The following is a 17365-nucleotide window of genomic DNA, read 5'->3' on the forward strand; positions in this document are numbered from 1 at the left end:
GAGGTAAAACGCCGAACCAATTCGTTCTCAAACTGTTTCAGTCACGTCGATCCGGCAACCGCCGACGACTGGCTTAGCTCTTTCGCGTTCGCATGGAATCGGCTTATCTGAACACTGCCCTACGACGAAGGCGAGGATACGCTATCGCTCGCCGGCTCCGAGCGCGAGATCCGGACACGGTTGACCGAGGCCGCCGCGGAGGCGCCCGAGGAGTCGTACAAGTAACCACTCAGCGGCCGGAGTGGCACGCCGCTCGCGCCGACCACCTCGGTTGTCGAAAAACCGGCAGAGATGGCCGCTTTCCTTTATTCTGGAGTGGGCCCGCCCGGATTTGAACCAGGGACGAAGCGGTTATGAGCCGCTCTCTCTAACCAGACTGAGATACGGGCCCTCGCGTCTAGCGGTTCCGGACGCCCGCCCTTTAGCCTACCGGGTTCGTACGCCCCACGGGCCGGGAACGCCTTTTAGCCGCTCGCGCCCGGAGCCTCGGGTATGGAGTTCGACACCGTCCAGGGCGACATCGCCGCCCAGTCGGCCGACGCACTGGTCAACGCCGCGGGGACGAGCCTGCGGATGGGCAGCGGCGTCGCGGGTGCGCTCCGGCGGGCCGCGGGCGGGCCGATCAACGAGGAGGCGATGAACAAGGGGCCGGTCGACCTCGGCGCCGCCGCGGTCACCGGCGCCTACGAACTCGACGCCGACCACGTGATCCACGCCGCCGCGATGCCACACTACGGCGACGGCCGGGCGACCGAGGAGTCGATCCGCGACGCGACGCGCAACGCGCTCGCCGCCGCCGACGAACTCGGCTGCGAGTCGGTCGTCGTCCCCGTGCTCGGGACCGGCGCCGCCGGCTTCGAGTTCACCGAGGGCGCGCGGATCGTCTCCGAGGCCGTGGCCGAGTACGACCCCGACACGCTCTCTGACGTACGGGTCATCGCCTACGCCGACGAGGAGTTCGCCGAACTGGAGCGGGTCGCCGAGGAAGTCCGGAACTAGACCGTCTCAGGCGTCGGCTGTCCGCCGAATCAGGTCGGCGAGGTCGTCCCAGAAGCCGTCGGCGTACTTGTCGGCGTCGTCGATGGTCGGGCGGGCGTTGGTCTCGTTGACGACCGCGCGGTCGTCGGTCACGAGCAGGTCGACGCCGAGGAAGGGGATGTCCAGCGCGTCGGCGGTCCGCTCGGCCAGCTCGCGGAGTTCGGGGTCGAGGTCGACGCGGCTGGCCTCGGCGCCGCGGTGGACGTTGTGCTTCCACTGGCCGGCGGCGAGGGCGTCGTCGGGGAGTCGGCGCTCGACGGCGCCGACGTACTCGCCGTCCAGCACCATCACCCGGTAGTCGGTCGCGTCGTGGAGGAACTCCTGGACGAGGAAGGACTTGTCGCCGGTCGCTCGAAAGTCGTGGACCAGATCGAGGTAGTCGACGACGCCCAGTAGCGAGTCCAGGTCGCCGGCCTTCGCGACGCCGACGCCGCGGGTCGTGGAGTTGGGCTTGACGACGACCGGCGAGTCGAGGGGTTCGACGGCCTCGACGATATCGGACTCGTCCGCGGGGTTCGAGACCATCACCGTCTCGGGGACCGGCACGTCGGCGGCGGCGAGACGGGCGACGACCCCCGCTTTGTTTCGCGAGCGGAGGACCGCCTCGCGGTCGTTGACCCAGGGGACGGCGAGGGCGGCGTCGGCGACGCCGCCCTCCATCAGCCGGGGCGGGAAGACGAACCCGGCGTCGAACTCCGCCCAGGGGGGGTCGGTCAGGTGGACCGTCCGCTCGCGGGTGCGGACGTGTTCGACCGCGATGTCGCGGTCGGCGAGCGGCCCCTGCATCCGCTCGTACGTTTCGGCGTTGGTGGCGACCGCCAGCCTGCGCATACCTGTCGGTTGGCGGGTTTCGACAAAAACCCGCCGACCGCCGCCCCGCGAACGAGCCCCGCCGCGAGGGCCCGAACGACAGGACGAATAGTCGATAATCGGGTGGATTATCGGACATTGTTGAAAATAATTCACCATAAGCGTTTGTTCGATCCCTGTGCGCTGGGAATGCCGGAAACCGGGATGGTTCCGGGGTCGGAAGGGTCGCGTGTGTACGACGAGATACTCTACCCGACGGACGGGAGCGAGGGAGCGGACGCCGCGCTGGAGCACGCGCTGACGCTGGCGGACGCGATGGACGCGACCGTTCGCGTGCTGTACGTCGTCGACACGACGTATCTCGGCAGCGCCGCGGCCGAGGGGACGACGGTCGAGTCGCTGCGGGCCGCGAGCGAGGAGGTCGTCGCGGAGACGGTCGAGACCTTCGCCGACCGGGGCGTCGAGGCGACCGGCGAGGTGCGCGAGGGCGAACCGTACAAGGAGATCCTGGCGGCGGCCGAGGGATCGGGCGTCGACGCGGTCGTGATGGGGACCCACGGGCGGCGCGGACTGGACCGGTACCTGCTGGGGAGCGTCACCGAGAAGGTCGTGCGCGCGGCCGACGTGCCGGTGTTGACGGTCCGGCTCGGCGACGGGGAGTGACGGGGCACCGGTGACGCCGGCTGCGGGGCCGTCGCGGCCGGGGAGACCTGCCGGTCACCGACGGGAGAGACCGAGAGGAAGGTCGCCTCAGGCGATCAGCAGTTCCTCGCCGCGCTCGACCTTGATGCGGCAGGGCGGGGTGATCTTGTTGTACGCGCGGCGGAACGCCTCCTTGACGGCGTCGGCCTGGTCGACGTCGCAGTAGGCCGTGAAGAGGCGCTCGCCGGACTGGATGCGCGCGGCGGTGCCGACGATCTTGCCGAACGACTGGCGCATGCCGTCGGAGACACGGTCGGCGCCGGCGCCGGTCGCCTGTTTGTTCTCGCGGATGACCTGGTGGGGGAACTTCCGGAGGACCATCTTGTAGTTGCCCTCGCCGAGCTCCTTGATCAGGTGGCGGTTGGCCGAGAGCCGCGAGGCCTCCATGGAGCCGTGGCGCAGCTGGACCGACTCCTCGACCACGAGGCTGATCTGGACCGGGTAGTCCTCGGGGTCGGCGTTCTTGTCGCCCATCTGGTGCTGTGCGATCTTCGAGCCGGGAATACCTGTGATGTACTCCCGTCGGGTGTACGCGGGCTTGTCGATGTCCCGGTACATCGAGGCAGGTTTGTCCGACATAGTCTTGCCGTAAACGAGTCCGAGCGCGTGGATAAAGCCTTCGAACCCGCCCGGCCCCCTGCGAACTGATGACAGCCGCTCGCCGCGTTCGCGGTCCCTCACTCGCGGTCCGCGTCCGCCTCGTCGTCGGGGGCCGGGACCTCGGAGCCGCCGAGTTCCTCGACCAGCGCGTCCGGTTCGACCACGTCTACACCGGTCTCGGCCGCGCGCTCGCGGACTGCGGGCGGGGGCGCTGCGCCCGCGACGAGGACCGCCGCGTCCAGCCGCTCGTCGCGCTCGACGGCGGCGGCCAACCGGTCGACGGCGTCCCCGTCGAGGGTCGACGCGTCGTCCGCGGGGACGGTGAGTACGCCCACGCACACGCCGACCGGTCCCGGCGGCGTCGCGCGGAGATCGGGACCAGCCGCTGCATCGTCGCCGTCGACCGCGCCGTCATCGGCCGCGTTGTCGACCGCGCCGTCGTCGATAGCGTCGGCGCTCCACCCGGCTGCGCGGAGGCAGTCGGCCACGGTTTCCCCGAACGCCTCGGCGCCGAGCGCCGCCAGCGCCGCCGGCGTCCACCCGTTCGACGCACCGGACCCGGGGTCGCCGTCGGATCCGCCCCTCGTGGTGCACCCGCTCGTGTCCCGCGGTTCGGCCGCGCCGTCCGCTTTCTCCGCCCCGTTCCCGAGGACGGTATCGGCCGACTCGGCTGCGTCGGCGACGACCTCGGCGTCGGCGGTGTCGGCGACCGCATCGGCGACCCTCTCCGCGTCGGTCGTGTCCGCGCCGGCGTCGGCGTCAAGCGGCTGGCTGGTCGCGTCGGTATCGGCGGCGTCGGCATCGCCCCCCGTCGTGTCGGTGTCGGTCGTCCCGGCGGCGTCGCCCGCGGTCCCGGTCCGCTCGGCGGACAGCCACTCGTCGTCCCCGCCGTCGTCGGCGAGCATCCAGCCGTCGCCCATCGCCGCGGACGCGTCGTCGGCCTCGGCGGTCGCCGCGTCGGTGCCTCCGCTCGCGGTACCGTCCTCGTCGGCGTCCGCTGCGGGCCCTGCGCCGTCGGCGCCGTCGGCGTCCGCGTCGCGGCCGTCCTCGCCGGGCGAGACGACGACCGTCCCGGCGTCGGAGACCTCGTGGTCGTCGTCGGGGTCGGGGCGGCAGTCGGCGAGCCGTTCGTCGAGCGCCTCGACGGCGTCGAGCGCGTCGGGGACCCGTTCGCGGGCGACCGACCGGGCGGCGTCGAGCGCCGTTTCGGCGCGCTCGCAGGCCGCCGCGGCCGCCCCGGGCGGGGCCTCCTCGGCCGCGTCGAGCGCCCCGCGGGCCCGCTCGCAGCGTACCTCGACCAGCTGTCGGGCGACCGTCGCCAGCCGCTCGCGGACCGCCTCGCGGTCGCCCTCGAAGCGCGGCTCGTCGCGCCCCCAGTCGAGCGACCGGACCTGTTCGTACCGCTCCAGCGCCCGCTCCCACCACGCCTCGGCGGTCTCGAGGTCGTCGGCCCCCCGGGCCACCTCGACGGCCTGCTCGGCGCGTTCGAGCGGCGCGGCGGCCAGCCGCTCGCGCTCGGTGGCCAGGTTCGCCCGCCGGCGCTCGATCAGCTCGTCGCCCGGCCGGTCGGCGTCGACCGACAGCGCCGCCGCGTAGCTGTCGGCCGCCCGCTCGAAGTGGTCCGCGGCCGCCTCGTAGGCGTGGTCGTCCCAGCGGGTGTGGCCCCGCTCGCGGGCCTGCTCGGCCTGCTCGGCGTAGGCGCGGCGCTCGACGGCCGCCAGCCGCGCCCGGCAGTCTTCGGCCCGGTCGGCGATCGACGCGGCGGCGCCGTCCAGCGGCGCCGCGGCCTCGCGGGCGTCGTCCAGCGTCTCCCGCACGTCCCCGACCGCCGCCAGCACCACGTCCACGTCGCCGGCCTCGAAGGCCCGCTCGATCCGGTCGAGCGTCTCCGCGGCGCTCTCGAGGTGGCGCTCGGCGCGCGACCAGATCCCCGCGGCGGCGTCGACGAACTCCCGGACCTCGGTCAGGTCCCCCCGCGACGGGAACCGGTACTGCGCGCCCGAGACGAGGTCGACGACGAGCGCCTCGTTGAGTAGCCCCGCCTCCGTCCGGGCGTCGACCACGTCCGCCAGCGGGACCGAGCGCGTCCGGTCGCCCCCGGCGCGGCCGGCGGCGAACAGCACCCGCGTGTCGGTCACCAGCGCCGCAGCGCTGTGGTCGCCGTCCGGCGCGACCTGCCCGGTGTCGACGGCGTCGTCGCCGTTCGCGACACCCTGTTCCGTCCCGGCGTTCGCGACCCTCCGTTCCGCGTCGCCGGCGTCGTTCGCCTCCTCCTCGGTCCGTTCGACCGTGAACCCCCGTTTCTTGTTCCGGACGACGAACCGCGGCGTCTCGCTCGGCTCGACGTACTCGGCGAGCGGCCGGTCGTGCAACAGCCCCCGACCGATGAGCCCGCCGCTCCCCGTCTCCGTGAGCACCTGTGCGTCCCCGTTCTCGACTTCGATGACGTGTTCCATGTCGCCCCCACCGCGCGTGACTGGCGTAACCGTCGAATGGGTGATACTAAACGCTTGCGTCGGTTCGGCGTGTGTCCGATTTCTGTGTGCCATCACCGCTGTTCCCCGACGAACAGTCACCGGTGGTATCGACTCTCCCGCCAGCGGCTGTCCCGACCGCACAGGAGACAACAAGCGCTGAACGCCCTCGCCGGGCTCGCTCTGAGTTGACTCGACCGCACTCGACAGCAAGCGCTGAAAGCCCTCGGCCCGCTCGCTAGCAGTCGTCTCGACCGTACTCGACAGCAAGCGCTGAAAGCCCTCGGCCCGCTCGCTAGCAGTCGTCTCGACCGCACTCGACAGCAAGCGCTGAAAGCCCTCGGCCCGCTCGCGGTCGCTGTCTCCGAAAATCGGAGATTTTCGGGATCGGGCGAGAGCACAGCTCTCGCAGACCTCGCGAATCTTCGATTCGCTCAGTGACGAGAGAGCTTCGCTCTCTCGAACCAAGCGGGATATCCGCGCTCTCCGCACCGCCCGCGCGGATAGGGCCCGCTCAGACGACTGAAGTGAACGCGGCGCGCCTCGCCCTTTCAGTCCGCCAGGAACAGCACCGCGACCGCCCCGCATGGCACCGCAACGGGCCACGAGCCTCCCCAGCCGATTCGCTCCGTCACTCCGTTCCTCCGCTCATCCCTCGCGCGGCTACGGTCGCGCGCACGAGAGCGCGCTCCAGCGCGCGCCGACCGCATTCGGTCGTTCGGTCGTCGAGCGTCCGGGTCGGGGGTATCGCAGGGTGGACGCGCGTCCGGTTACTCGTGTGTCACTGGTGCCCTTTTGGGTGTCGCGGCCCAACGGACGACCAGCCATGAACAAACTCGTCGACGGCGAGTGGCGGACGGATGTCGAGGGCTACACGAACGACGACGGGGAGTTCGAGCGCGAGGAGACGAGTTTCAGGGACCGCGTCGAGGACGACCCGGACGCCCGGTTCCAGCCGGAGGCCGGCCGGTACCACCTCTACGTCTCCTACGCCTGTCCGTGGGCCCACCGGACCCTGCTGATCCGGTCGCTGAAGGGGCTCGAAGACGCCATCTCGGTCGACGTGGTCGACCCCTACCGCGACGACGACGGCTGGCAGTTCACGCCCGAGAAGGAGGGGTGCACGCCCGACACCGTCAACGGCAGCGACTACCTGCGGGAGGTCTATCAGAAGGCCGACGCCGACGCGACCTGCCGGGTGACGGTGCCGGTGCTGTGGGACAAACAGGAGGAGACCATCGTCAACAACGAGTCCGAGGAGGTCCTGCGGATGCTCGACACGGAGTTCGACGAGGTGGCCGAGCGCGACGTGGACCTGTACCCCGAGGGGTATCAGGAGGAGGTCGACCGGATCGTCGACGACATCTACGAGCCGATCAACAACGGCGTCTACCGGGCTGGCTTCGCGAGCTCCCAGGAGGCCTACGACCGGGCCGTCGACGACCTGTTCGACGCACTGGACCACTGGGACGAGGTGCTGGCCGACCAGCGCTACCTCGCCGGCGACCGCCTGACCGAGGCTGACATCTGCATGTTCACGACGCTGGTCCGGTTCGACAACGTCTACCACACCCACTTCAAGTGCAACGTGAAGGCGATCCACGAGTACGACAACCTCTGGCCGTACCTGCGCGACCTCTACCAGACGCCGGGGGTCGCCGAGACGGTGAACATGGACCACATCAAGGAGCACTACTACACGACCCACCCGGATGTCAACCCCAAGCGGCTGATCGCCCGCGGGCCGGACCTGGCGTTCGACGCCGAACACGACCGCGACGAACTGCCGGGCAGCCCGCCCGCGGAGCTGCTGCCGCTGGCCTGACGGGGCGGTTCGAGCCCGGTCAGTCGTCGTCACCGGGGACCGGACGCTCCGAGAGGTCGCCGACGCGGGCCGCGAGTTCCCGGTCCAGCGGCGAGTCGGGGTGCGTGCGGACGGCGAGCGTCGAGCCGTCGTCGAACCGCGCGGTGACCGTCCGGCGGCGCCGCCGGACCACCTCCATCCCCTCGAAGTCGTCGCCGTTGCGGACGGCGTGGACGACCAGGGCGAACCCGCCGACCGTCGCCAGCGCGAACAGCGGCGGGAGCACCGTCCCCTCGAGCGCGACCAGCGCCGCGAACGGGCCGACCGCGAGCGCCCCGGCCCCCCAGCGACCGAGCGGGTCGGCGCCGGCGCGACCGCGGACGCGCCGCTCGAGGCCGGCGAGTGCGTCGGCGAGGGTCGCGAGCGGGCCGAAGCGCCGGAGCCGGTCGGTGAGCGTCCGACCGTCGAGTGCGACCCCCTCGCGGCGGACGTGGTCGGCGGCGAGCGCGCCCCCGACGGCGGCCAGCGCGAGCGCCGGCGTCAGCGGGACGGCGGCCGTCCCGAGGACGCCGAGGAAGGCGACGACCGACGCGCAGTAGCCGAGGGCGCCGAGCAGCCGGGCGTCGCGGCCGCGGACGCCGACGGTCGCGTCGACGGAGCTGCGGACCCCTGCGAGGCGGTCGAGGCCGACGCTGACGAGGCCGTCGTCGGTCGCGGCGACCAGGCGGTCGCCGGTGAGGCCGACCGTCGCCCGGTCGCCGCGGCCGTCGAGCAGCCGGGCGCCGTCGACGGCCTGCAGCGACTCGTCGGGGCGGAGCTGACGGCGGAGCGAGGCGGTCCCGCGCCCGGGCGGCGACGGGGCGGTCCACGCTTCGACGGTCGTCGCGTCCGCGAGGACCGCCGCCAGCGGACCCGGGCTCCCTCCGTCGGTCCCGTCGCCCGTCGGGTCGTCGTGGTTCCCCCTCGCGCTCCCGGACGGGAACCGGCGGTCGGTCGGTTCCACGCCGTTCCCGCCGCTGGCCTCCGGGACTGACGGACCGCCGTCGCCCACCGTCGACGCGTTCGGCTCCCCCTCCCGGTCGCGAGCGGACTCCTCCCGGCCGTCGCCGGGCGGTCGTTGCTCACTCATGCCAGGGGCTACGCCGCCCGACACCGATTGTAAATGACGGCTTATCGGCCCGGACGGCCCGGGCGCGGCCGATTCGCGGGTGCGACCGGGCGGGCGGTCGAGCGGTGCCGTCACGGACTCCGGCGACGCCGGCCGCTGTCGAAAGGCCGTAGGGCCGGGGGGACCTCGGTGACGGCATGACCCGGGTCACGGTCGGCGGGCGCCTCCACGTCGGCTTCCAGAATCTCTCGCTGGCACACGAGCGCCTCTACGGCGGCGTCGGCCTCGCGCTCGCCGAGCCGCGGCTCGACCTGCGCGCCGAGCGCGCCGACGGGGTCGACTGCGACGACGACGCGGCGCGGCCCTACGTCGAGCGGGTCGTCGACCACCTCGACGCGCCCGGCGCGACCGTCCGCGTCGACGAGCGGCTCCCCCGCCACGCCGGGCTCGGCAGCGGGACGCAGCTCGCGCTCGCCGCGCTCGTCGCCGTCGCCAGCGCCTACGACATCGACGTCGACCCCCGCGAGTGCGCGCCGGCACTGGGCCGCGGTGGGCGCAGCGGCATCGGCGTCGCGACCTTCGAGTCGGGCGGGTTCGTCGTCGACGGCGGCCACCCGACCGAGCGGTTCACCACCGCGCCGCCCGCGGAGGGCGAGTGGGCGGTCCCGCCGGTCGTCGCCCGCCACGACCTGCCCGGCGACTGGCGGTTCGTCCTCGCGATCCCCGACGCGGGACCGGGCCGCAGCGGCGACGAGGAGGACGAGAGCATGCGCTCGGTCGTCGAGCGCGCCGACCCGGGCATCGCCGAGGACATCGCGGTCGTGGTCACCCAGCAGTTGCTCCCGGCGGCTGCGACGGGCGACCGGGCGGCCTTTGGCGACGCGGTCGCACGGCTCGGCCGGCTCAACGGCGCGTGGTACGCCGACGAGCAGGGCGGCGTCTACCGCCCGCCCGCGGGGGCGATCATCGACGCCCTCTCGGACCACCCGGCGGTCGCCGGCGCCGGCCAGTCCTCCTGGGGCCCCACCGTCTACGCGCTGACCGACGCCGACTACGCGCCCGACGTGGCCGACGCGGCCCGGACAGCACTCTCGGACGTGGGCGAGGGCGGCCGCGTCGTCGTCGCTCGCCCGCGCAACGAGGGCGCGACGGTCGGGGACGCCTGAGGACCGCCGCAGCCGGTCGAGCCCGTTTCAGCGAGCGAGAATCGCGGGGCAACAGGTAAACGGCCGGCGGCGGATGGTGGTCGCATGGACCGGATACCCTTCGGGGTCCGCCAGCTCGACACGACCCTCGGCGGCGGGGCGCCGACGGGCAGCGTCGTCCTCGTCGCGGGCGAGGGCGGCGCGGGGTCGCGGGAGTTCCTGCACACGAGCACGCTGATGAACGCCCTCGCGGAGGCCGACGGGGAGTTACACGACCTCTACTACGGCGACGTGGCGGCCGGCGCCGCCACGCCGGCGGAGATCCACTTCGTCTCGTTCACCGCCGACGAACGGCGCTTCGCCGACGAAGTCGGGATGACCATGGACGACGACATCGTCGACGCCGGCATGGAGGCGGTCCGGTACCACGACCTCTCCGAGCAGTACTTCCACCAGAGCCCCGTCCCGCGGGACTGGTACGCCGAGGAGACCGCCGACATCAAGGACCTCCGGGCGCGCCAGGAGCGCGACGACATCCTCGGCGAGCTCGGGCGCCTGCTCGTCGAGCACGCGCCGGGGAACCTCGTGGTCATCGACTCGCTGTCGGACCTCATCAGCACGGCCGGCCGCGACGAGAACGTCAACTGGTCGGACGTCGTCTTTCTCATCAAGGGGCTCCAGAAGGGCGCCAACGAGTGGAACGGGGTCATCCTCGTCCACGTCGGCCGGGAGACGGTCTCGGACACGGAGTACGGCCAGCTCGTCGACAGCGTCGACGGCACCCTGGAGTTCGAGTGGGCCAGCGGCGGCTCCACCCGCGCGCGGACGCTCGTCGTCAAGCAGTTCCGCGGCGTGCTCTCGCGGATCGACGACGAAAACATCGTCCAGTTCGAGACCGAGATCGGCGACGGCGGCTTCGACATCAGCGACGTGCGCAAGATCCGATAACGGGAAGCGAACCCGAGTCCGCCCGATCGTCGCTCAGAGCGGTGTTCTCGACGAGTACTCCGAGTTCGATTTTCGAGAACCGGTGGCAAACCCTTAACTGCCTACTCGCGTCAAGGGGAACTAATGGCGAGCGAGTCGTCGGACGACGCCGGTGTGTCCGTGTCGCTCCCCCCGGACGTAGAGGCCTGGCTGGACCGCAAGGCCGCCGACCTGGGGGTCGACCGCGAGGCCGTCGTCGTCCAGTTACTCGCCGCTTACCGCGCCGCCGAGGAGTTCGACGACGCGGACGTGGCCGCCGCCCTCGGCGGCCGCGACGTGGAAGACGAAGTGCGGGACGCGGTCGCCGACCGCCTCCCGGACATCGCCGAGGCCGTCGCCGAGCGCGTCGACGCCGGCGGGGACGTCGACGCCGTCGAGGAGGGGCTGTCGGCGGAGATCGACCGCGTCGAGTCGGAGTTCACCGACAAGATTCAGGACGTGCGCGAGCGTGTCGTCCAGGTCAAACGCGAGGCCGACGGCAAGGCCGAGACCGACCACACACACCCGGAGTTCGACGAGTTCTCGACGGCCGTCGACGACCTGGAGTCGTCGCTCGCCGCCCTCGAATCGCGGGTCGACGAGGCGGCCGACGACGCCGCCGCGGCCGAGGAGCGGGTCGACGCCCTCGACGACCGCGTGAGCGAGATCGAGCGGGCGACCGACCGCCTCGACGAGGTCGAGGAGCGGTTGCGGACGGTCGCCTGGGTGGTCAGCGACCTCCGGGAGGCCGAACAGGCCCGGTCGAGCGGCACCAGCGCCATCGACCGGCTCAAGGCCACGGCGGCGGAGCTCGACGTGGACCGCGCGGTCTGCGAGAACTGCTCGCAGGCCGTCGACATCGCGCTGCTGCACGAGCCGAAGTGCCCCCACTGCGACGCGACCGTCAGCGACGTGGCGCTGCCGGGCGGGCTGTTCGGCAAGCCGAAGCTGACCGTCGCGCGCAAGCTGGAGGCCGGCGACGAGGACCGCTCGAACGTCCCCGACGCCGCCGACGGGAGCTGATACCGTGACCGACGACCGGAACACCGACGACGCCGACGACTCCGGGAAGTCCGGGGAGGACGCCGACGAGCACGGCGGGGCGTCGGGCGACCGCCGCGACCCGTTCGACTCGTTCGACGACTACCGCGACCGCGAGGGCGACCCCTTCGACTCGCTGGGCGAGGCTCCGGACGGCGACCGGAGCGGCGGGACCGGGGGCGACGACTCCGGGGGCGACGAGGAGTCCGCGGGCCGGGAGCCGGCCGCCGGCGTCGACCCGGACCCGTTCGAGTACGTGGACGACCGGGACGGCGGGAGCGAGCGGACCGACAGCGGAGTCGCCGGCGACCCGCTCGACAGCGGGGCTGGAGGCGACTCGTTCGACGGCGACAGCGGGGGCGGCGACCCGTTCGGCGAGCGGGGCGATGACCCGCTCGCGGACGTAGAGGTCTCCGAGGGCGACCCCTTCGAGTCGGCGTCGAGCGCCTTCGAGCGGTCGGGCGTCGAGGGGATCGACCCCGACGAGGTGTGGGACCGGCTCACCGCCGACCCCGACGCGGACGCGGCGGCCGGCGGGGACGGCGAGGTCGACCCGCCGGACGGCGACGAGGACGACGTGGTCACGGTGTCGAAACACAGCTACTGCGAGGGCTGCGAGCACTTCTCGCCGCCGCCGGACGTGACCTGCACCCACGAGGGCACGGACATCCTGGAGTTCGTCGGCGTCGACGACGTCCGGGTGAGCAACTGCCCGGTCGTCGAGGAGCGGCGCGAACTCGAAGAGGACGCCTGAGCGGGAGCGGGCGGTTCACGGCCGGCGGGACGGACGACCCGGGGGATCGGACGACTGGGGACGACCGCGAGAGCGGGGTATACTTACGGCCGGGCGGCCAACGGGCGTGGTACCATGCAGTTCTGCGACGACTGCGGATCGATGATGCACTCCGAGGGCGGCGAGATGGTCTGCAAGAGCTGCGGCGCCACCGCGGGCCGCGACGACGAGCTGGCCGAGCAGTTCGTCAGCACGGCCGAGCAGTCCGGCGACGAGGTCGTCGAGACCGAGGAGGGGGCCAACTTCGAGGGGAAGCCGAAAGACAAGAGCGTCACCTGCGAGGACTGCGGCAACGGCGTCGCCTGGTACACGATCAAACAGACCGGCTCCGCCGACGAACCGCCGACGCGATTCTTCAAATGCACGGAGTGTGGCCACCGCTGGCGGGAGTACAACTGATCTGCGTGGGCGCGGCGGGGTCGCTGCCGACGGGCCGACAGGCGCCGGTGGTCGCCGCGTGGTCCGTACGAGGGTATATGTCAGACCAGTCCAAAGCCGAGGTGGGATGAGCTCCGACGATACCACAGCCACGGATGCGACGGTCGACGAGACGACGACGTGGCCGGAACTGGCGATCGGCCTCTACGAGCGGCTGACCGGCCGAGGGGCAGCGATCACCTACGAGTTCGAGGACATGGAGGTCGACGTGCCGAGCAAGGCGGGCGAGGACGCCGAACACGCCCACTGGCGCGTCGACGGGACCCTGCGGATCACGACCGAAGAGGAGTGACCGGGCGGACGCTGGCGGTCGACGCGGAGCTGGTCGTCGAGAACGGGGGCCGGACCTACCGCGTCTGGAGTGAGGACGACCGGCTCGTCCTGAACGCGCCGTCGCTCTCCGCGCTGCGGGCGCTCGGGGACCTCCGGGATACGCTCCCGCCCGGTGTCGCGCCCGACAGCCGCCTCGCGGACGCGGGGCTGACGGTCGAGCTTCAGGTGCGACGTGCGCACGTGGCGTCGCTGGGCGCGGGGGCTGCGGGCGACCCGCTCGGTCGGTTCGTCACGGGTACGGACGCGACACTGAACCCGACTGGCGTCCTCGCGGCCGTGGTCCGCGCGCTCGGCTGACGGGGACGAACGACGCCGGTCCCGTGGGTGGATCTCGTGCTCCTCGGCCTATCGCGCGGTCGCCTCCGGACTGACGGTCCAGTAGGCGCCGCGGTGGCGGACGAGCCCCCGGTCTTCGAGGCGCGCGAGGGAGACCCCGACGCTCCCGCGGGGGACGCCGGTACCCTCGCAGATCTCGGCGGGCGTGAACGCCGCCGCGCGGCGCTCGGTGAGGAAGGCGAGCACGCGGTCGGCGTTCTCCGAGCCGGCCGCGGGCGGGCGGAGCCGCTGCTCGGGCGTCTCCTCGAACTGGTCGATACTGATGGGCATAGGGCCTCTACGCCGGCTGCGAGTATAGCGCTGTCGGCGCCGATGGGATGCGCACTCGGGGGCGTCCGAGGCGGCGGCCAACCGGGCGCGGTCGTCCCCGAGAATTATGGCCCCCGGCCCGGTAGCGTCGGCCATGAGCGACGGGACGGACGACGCGACCGACGACCCGATGGAGGCGCTGGTCGGGATCGTCGCGGTCGCGACGCTTCCGCTGGCGGCGCTGGCGGCCATCTTTATCGGCGGGAACGCGCCCGCCGTCGTCGCCATCGTCGGGTGGTTCTTCCTCGTGCCGGTGCTGGGGATCCTCTCGGACCACGTCGACCTGCGCGAGTACCTCGGCGAGCGGGGGGACCGCGACCGGACGGCCGGCGGGGCTCGCGGCGAACGCGAGGAGGCGGACGACGCCCTCCAGCGGCTCCGCGAGCGCTACGCCGCCGGCGAGATCGACGACGTGGAGTTCGAGCGCCGGCTCGAACGCCTGCTGGAGACGGAGGGCGTCGAGGTGCCCGAGGGCGCCGACCTCACTGACTCCGCCGGCGCGGGCGTCGACCTGTCGGCCGACACGGAACCCGAGCGCGAGCGGGAGTGAGCTGGTCCGGCCGAACCGGAGCCGACCACCGCCGTACGCCGCGCGCTCGTTTCCCCGCCGATACTGTGCCCCAAACCGTTATGAACGGCCTGTGCGTTGGACCACTGATGAGTCGGTCGTCTCCGGACCCGGTCCGGGTGCTCCACGTCGACGACGACCCCGAGTACGCCGAGTTCGGCGACGCGGTCGCGGCGGCGAACGAGCGACTCGCCGTCGAGAGGGTGACCGACGCCGAGGCGGCCCTGGAGCGCCTCGCCGACGGCAATGTCGACTGCGTCGTCGCCGAGTACGACCTGCCGGGGCGCGACGGCCTCGCGCTCCTCGACGCCGTCAGGGACGACCACTCCGACCTCCCGTTCGTCCTGTTCACCGACGAGGGGAGCGAGGCGGTCGCGAGCGAGGCCATCGCCGCGGGCGTCACCGACTACCTCCCGAAGGGCTCCGACGCCGACCGCCCGGCGAAACTGGCCGACCGGGTCGAGGCGGCCGTCGAGTCCGCCCGCGCCGAGCGCGAGCGGCGGCGGCGCCTGGCGGCGATCGACGCCGCCCGGGAGGGCATCGCGATCATCGAGGCGGACGGCACCTACAGCTACGTCAACGAGGAGTACGCGGACCTCTACGGCTACGAACCCGAGGAGATGGTCGGCGAGTCGTTTCAGATCACCTACCCCGACGGGGCCCTGGAGACGGTCAGGGCGGACGTGATGCCCGCCGTCGAGGGGACGGGGTTCTGGCGCGGCGAGACGACCGGGCTCCGGGCCGACGGCACCACGTTCGTCGAGGACCACACGCTCACCAAGACCGAGGGGGAGCGGCTCGTCTGCAGCGTCTTCGACAAGACCGACCGCGGGGGCCACGAGGACGCCATCGAGGGGATCCACACCACCGTCCGCGGGCTCATGGAAGCGACGACATTCGAGGGGGTGGCGGAGACACTCGTCAGGGCTGTCCGGGACGTGGTCGGCCTGTCCAACAGCGCTGTCCACCGCTACGACGCGGACGCCGAGGCGCTGGTCCCGGTCGCCTGGACCGACGAGGGCGAGGACCTGCTGGGCGAGATCCCCGCGATCCCGCGCGGCGAGGGGCTCGCGTGGGAGGTCTTCGAGTCGGGCGAACGGCGGGTGTACGACGACGTGTCGACGGCCCCCGGGCGGTTCGCCGAGGACACGCCGATCCGGAGCGAGCTGATCCTCCCGCTGGGCGACCACGGCGTCCTCCTGGCCGGCTCGGCCGAGCCCGACGCGTTCGACCAGGTGGACGTCACGCTGGCCGGGACACTCGCGGTCCACGCGACGACGGCGCTGGACGGCATCCGCTCGGAGCGGGAGCTCCGGGCCGAGCGCGAGGCGCTCGAACGACAGAACGAGCGGCTCGAACGGCTGGCCGGCATCGTCAGCCACGACCTGCGCAACCCGCTCACCGTCGCGAAGGGGCGGCTCGAACTGGTCGCCGACGAGACCGACGACGAACACGTCGCGGCCATCGAGCGGGCCCACGACCGGATGGAGACCCTGATCGAGGACCTGCTGGCGCTCGCCCGGGAGGGTGAGGGGGCGACCGACCCCGAGCCCGTCGCCCTCGCCGCCGCGGCGCGGGAGTGCTGGGAACACGTCGGGACCGGCGATGCGACGCTGGTCGTCGACGCCGCGTCGACGGTCCGGGCCGACCCCGGTCGCCTGCAGCAGTTGCTCGAAAACTGCGTCAGGAATGCGGTCGAGCACGGCGGCGGCGACGTGACCGTCACGGTCGGCGACTGCGAGGACGGGTTCTACGTCGCCGACGACGGCCCCGGGATCCCCGAGGACGAGCGCGAGCGCGTCTTCGAGGCCGGCTACACGAGCACCGACGACGGCACCGGCCTGGGGCTGAACATCGTCGCGGGCATCGCCGAGTCACACGGCTGGGACGTGGCGGTCCACGAGAGCGAGGGCGGCGGCGCGCGATTCGAGTTCACCGGCGTCGAGACCGTCTGAGCGGCCGGTTCGACGCGGAACGCGACGGGGATCCGCGGGCGAGTGGGCGACACCGACCGGAGAGCGGCCGCGCCGGATCACTCCGTGGCGTCGGCCGCGGCGGTGGACTCCCCGGAGCCCCCGTCGGCGAGCCGCCAGACCAGTTCCGCGCCGGCGGCCAGGGCCATCGCCGCGACGCCCGCGAGGACGAACGCGGTGATCACCTCGTCGGCCAGGGAGACCGGGCTCCCGTCGGGCGGCCGCGGCGGGAGGCCGTCCGGCGGCGGGACCACGTCGGTCACGCCGATGAGCTCCGGGCGGACGTAGGTCCACGGCGGGACCGCGAGCAGGGCCGCGGCGAGGAACCAGACGGCGTGGGCGCGCAGCCAGCCCAGCGGCGCGCGGACGACCAGCAGGTACGCGCCGAGCGCGATCGCGAACGGGACGAGCGTGACCAGCGGCCAGTACCCGAGCACCGTCGCGGCCGCGAACCCCACGAACACCGAGACGCCGCCGAACGTCGCCAGGCGACTCGGCAGGCCCTCGCGGTCGCGGGACCCTCGTTCGAACAGCCCGCCGGTCCCGGTCGCGACGAGGAAGCCGCCGGCGACCAGCGGGGGCCAGGCCCAGAGGGTGACCGGGACGACGAACGCCCATCCCGCGAGCGCACCCATCGCGCAGAGGTGCGCGCCGACGAGCGCGCGCGAGCGGGCCCTGCCGGACCACCAGAGCAGGGTCACGCCGAGCGAAAGGGGGATCGAGAGGAGGTACGCGCCCCACTGAACGAGCGTGGGGCAGTCCGCGGCCGCGCAGTAGATCGACGGCGCCCAGAGAACGGACAGGCCGGCGGCCCGCGCGTAGAGAAGCGGCACGACCAGTCCGAGGGTGACGAGCACGAGCCCCCAGCCGACCCGGCGGCCGTAGTCCGGGTCCTTCGGCCGATACACCGGCGGGGAGGCCATATGG

At 72.6% G+C, this 17365-nt stretch carries 18 protein-coding genes, 1 tRNA gene and 1 pseudogene; 13 read left to right on the plus strand and 7 right to left on the minus strand.

What is annotated here, in order from left to right; translation table 11 throughout:
- Positions 1-111: pseudogene (locus tag ACMGFG_RS15815) on the plus strand (IS6 family transposase); the annotation flags it as partial.
- 205 nt (positions 112-316) lie between these two features.
- On the opposite strand, the gene ACMGFG_RS15820 reads toward ACMGFG_RS15815, so the two are convergent.
- Positions 317-391 (minus strand) — tRNA-Ile (locus ACMGFG_RS15820).
- Positions 392-492: 101 nt separating this feature from the next.
- Here ACMGFG_RS15820 and ACMGFG_RS15825 point away from each other — a divergent pair.
- Positions 493-999: a macro domain-containing protein gene (locus ACMGFG_RS15825; RefSeq protein ID WP_436931292.1), complete on the plus strand. Its 507-nt coding sequence runs from the start codon at positions 493-495 to the stop codon at positions 997-999.
- A gap of 6 nt (positions 1000-1005) precedes the next feature.
- Here the strand turns inward: ACMGFG_RS15825 and ACMGFG_RS15830 are convergent, their stop codons facing one another.
- The gene (locus ACMGFG_RS15830) at positions 1006-1869 is read right to left on the minus strand and encodes an ATP-grasp domain-containing protein (RefSeq protein WP_436931293.1); all 864 of its coding nucleotides are present in this window, start codon (positions 1867-1869) and stop codon (positions 1006-1008) included.
- 210 nt (positions 1870-2079) lie between these two features.
- Here ACMGFG_RS15830 and ACMGFG_RS15835 point away from each other — a divergent pair, with 210 nt between their 5' ends.
- A complete protein-coding gene (locus ACMGFG_RS15835) occupies positions 2080-2511 on the plus strand; it encodes a universal stress protein (RefSeq protein ID WP_436931294.1) in 432 nt (143 codons plus the stop codon).
- A gap of 87 nt (positions 2512-2598) precedes the next feature.
- Here ACMGFG_RS15835 and ACMGFG_RS15840 read toward each other — a convergent pair whose 3' ends face one another.
- Together ACMGFG_RS15840 and ACMGFG_RS15845 are read right to left on the minus strand one after the other, a co-directional pair.
- Positions 2599-3129, minus strand: a complete 531-nt coding sequence (locus ACMGFG_RS15840; RefSeq protein ID WP_436931295.1) for a 50S ribosomal protein L16 — start codon at positions 3127-3129, stop codon at positions 2599-2601.
- A gap of 98 nt (positions 3130-3227) precedes the next feature.
- Positions 3228-5606, minus strand: a complete 2379-nt coding sequence (locus ACMGFG_RS15845; protein WP_436931296.1) for a hypothetical protein — start codon at positions 5604-5606, stop codon at positions 3228-3230.
- Between the two features lie 844 nt (positions 5607-6450).
- On the opposite strand from ACMGFG_RS15845, the gene ACMGFG_RS15850 reads away from it, so the two are divergent.
- Entirely contained in the window at positions 6451-7449 is a 999-nt protein-coding gene (locus ACMGFG_RS15850; protein WP_436931297.1) for a glutathione S-transferase family protein, read from the plus strand.
- 19 nt (positions 7450-7468) lie between these two features.
- Here ACMGFG_RS15850 and ACMGFG_RS15855 read toward each other — a convergent pair whose 3' ends face one another.
- A complete protein-coding gene (locus ACMGFG_RS15855) occupies positions 7469-8557 on the minus strand; it encodes a hypothetical protein (protein WP_436931298.1) in 1089 nt (362 codons plus the stop codon).
- 176 nt (positions 8558-8733) lie between these two features.
- Here ACMGFG_RS15855 and ACMGFG_RS15860 point away from each other — a divergent pair, with 176 nt between their 5' ends.
- The 7 genes from ACMGFG_RS15860 (at position 8734) to ACMGFG_RS15890 (ending at position 13549) form a co-directional block, all read left to right on the plus strand.
- Positions 8734-9702, plus strand: coding sequence for a beta-ribofuranosylaminobenzene 5'-phosphate synthase family protein (locus tag ACMGFG_RS15860; protein ID WP_436931299.1), 969 nt, complete (start codon positions 8734-8736; stop codon positions 9700-9702).
- A gap of 84 nt (positions 9703-9786) precedes the next feature.
- Complete coding sequence (locus ACMGFG_RS15865; RefSeq protein ID WP_436931300.1) at positions 9787-10629, plus strand: RAD55 family ATPase; 843 nt, start codon at positions 9787-9789, stop codon at positions 10627-10629.
- A gap of 123 nt (positions 10630-10752) precedes the next feature.
- On the plus strand, positions 10753-11670 hold the full coding sequence (locus ACMGFG_RS15870; RefSeq protein WP_436931301.1) for a hypothetical protein: 918 nt from the start codon (positions 10753-10755) through the stop codon (positions 11668-11670).
- Between the two features lie 4 nt (positions 11671-11674).
- Positions 11675-12442, plus strand: coding sequence for a DUF8135 domain-containing protein (locus ACMGFG_RS15875; protein ID WP_436931302.1), 768 nt, complete (start codon positions 11675-11677; stop codon positions 12440-12442).
- A gap of 114 nt (positions 12443-12556) precedes the next feature.
- Complete coding sequence (locus tag ACMGFG_RS15880; protein WP_135365568.1) at positions 12557-12880, plus strand: transcription factor S; 324 nt, start codon at positions 12557-12559, stop codon at positions 12878-12880.
- 106 nt (positions 12881-12986) lie between these two features.
- The gene (locus tag ACMGFG_RS15885) at positions 12987-13211 is read left to right on the plus strand and encodes a hypothetical protein (RefSeq protein ID WP_436931303.1); all 225 of its coding nucleotides are present in this window, start codon (positions 12987-12989) and stop codon (positions 13209-13211) included.
- A complete protein-coding gene (locus tag ACMGFG_RS15890; protein ID WP_436931304.1) occupies positions 13208-13549 on the plus strand; it encodes a hypothetical protein in 342 nt (113 codons plus the stop codon). The genes ACMGFG_RS15885 and ACMGFG_RS15890 overlap by 4 nt, the downstream gene beginning before the upstream one ends.
- A gap of 48 nt (positions 13550-13597) precedes the next feature.
- Here the strand turns inward: ACMGFG_RS15890 and ACMGFG_RS15895 are convergent, their stop codons facing one another.
- A complete protein-coding gene (locus ACMGFG_RS15895; protein WP_436931305.1) occupies positions 13598-13858 on the minus strand; it encodes a MarR family transcriptional regulator in 261 nt (86 codons plus the stop codon).
- A 133-nt stretch (positions 13859-13991) separates the two neighbouring features.
- Between ACMGFG_RS15895 and ACMGFG_RS15900 the strand changes: the two genes are divergently transcribed.
- Positions 13992-14447, plus strand: a complete 456-nt coding sequence (locus tag ACMGFG_RS15900) for an SHOCT domain-containing protein (protein ID WP_436931306.1) — start codon at positions 13992-13994, stop codon at positions 14445-14447.
- 107 nt (positions 14448-14554) lie between these two features.
- Positions 14555-16420 carry a receiver/sensor box histidine kinase gene (locus ACMGFG_RS15905; RefSeq protein WP_436931307.1) on the plus strand — a complete coding sequence of 622 codons (1866 nt, stop codon included), beginning with the start codon at positions 14555-14557 and terminating at the stop codon, positions 16418-16420.
- A 77-nt stretch (positions 16421-16497) separates the two neighbouring features.
- On the opposite strand, the gene ACMGFG_RS15910 is transcribed toward ACMGFG_RS15905, so the two are convergent.
- Positions 16498-17361, minus strand: a complete 864-nt coding sequence (locus ACMGFG_RS15910; protein ID WP_436931308.1) for a hypothetical protein — start codon at positions 17359-17361, stop codon at positions 16498-16500.
- Positions 17362-17365 lie beyond the last annotated feature (4 nt).

Source organism: Halosimplex halobium, from assembly GCF_051414055.1.
Taxonomy (GTDB): Archaea; Halobacteriota; Halobacteria; order Halobacteriales; family Haloarculaceae; genus Halosimplex; species Halosimplex halobium.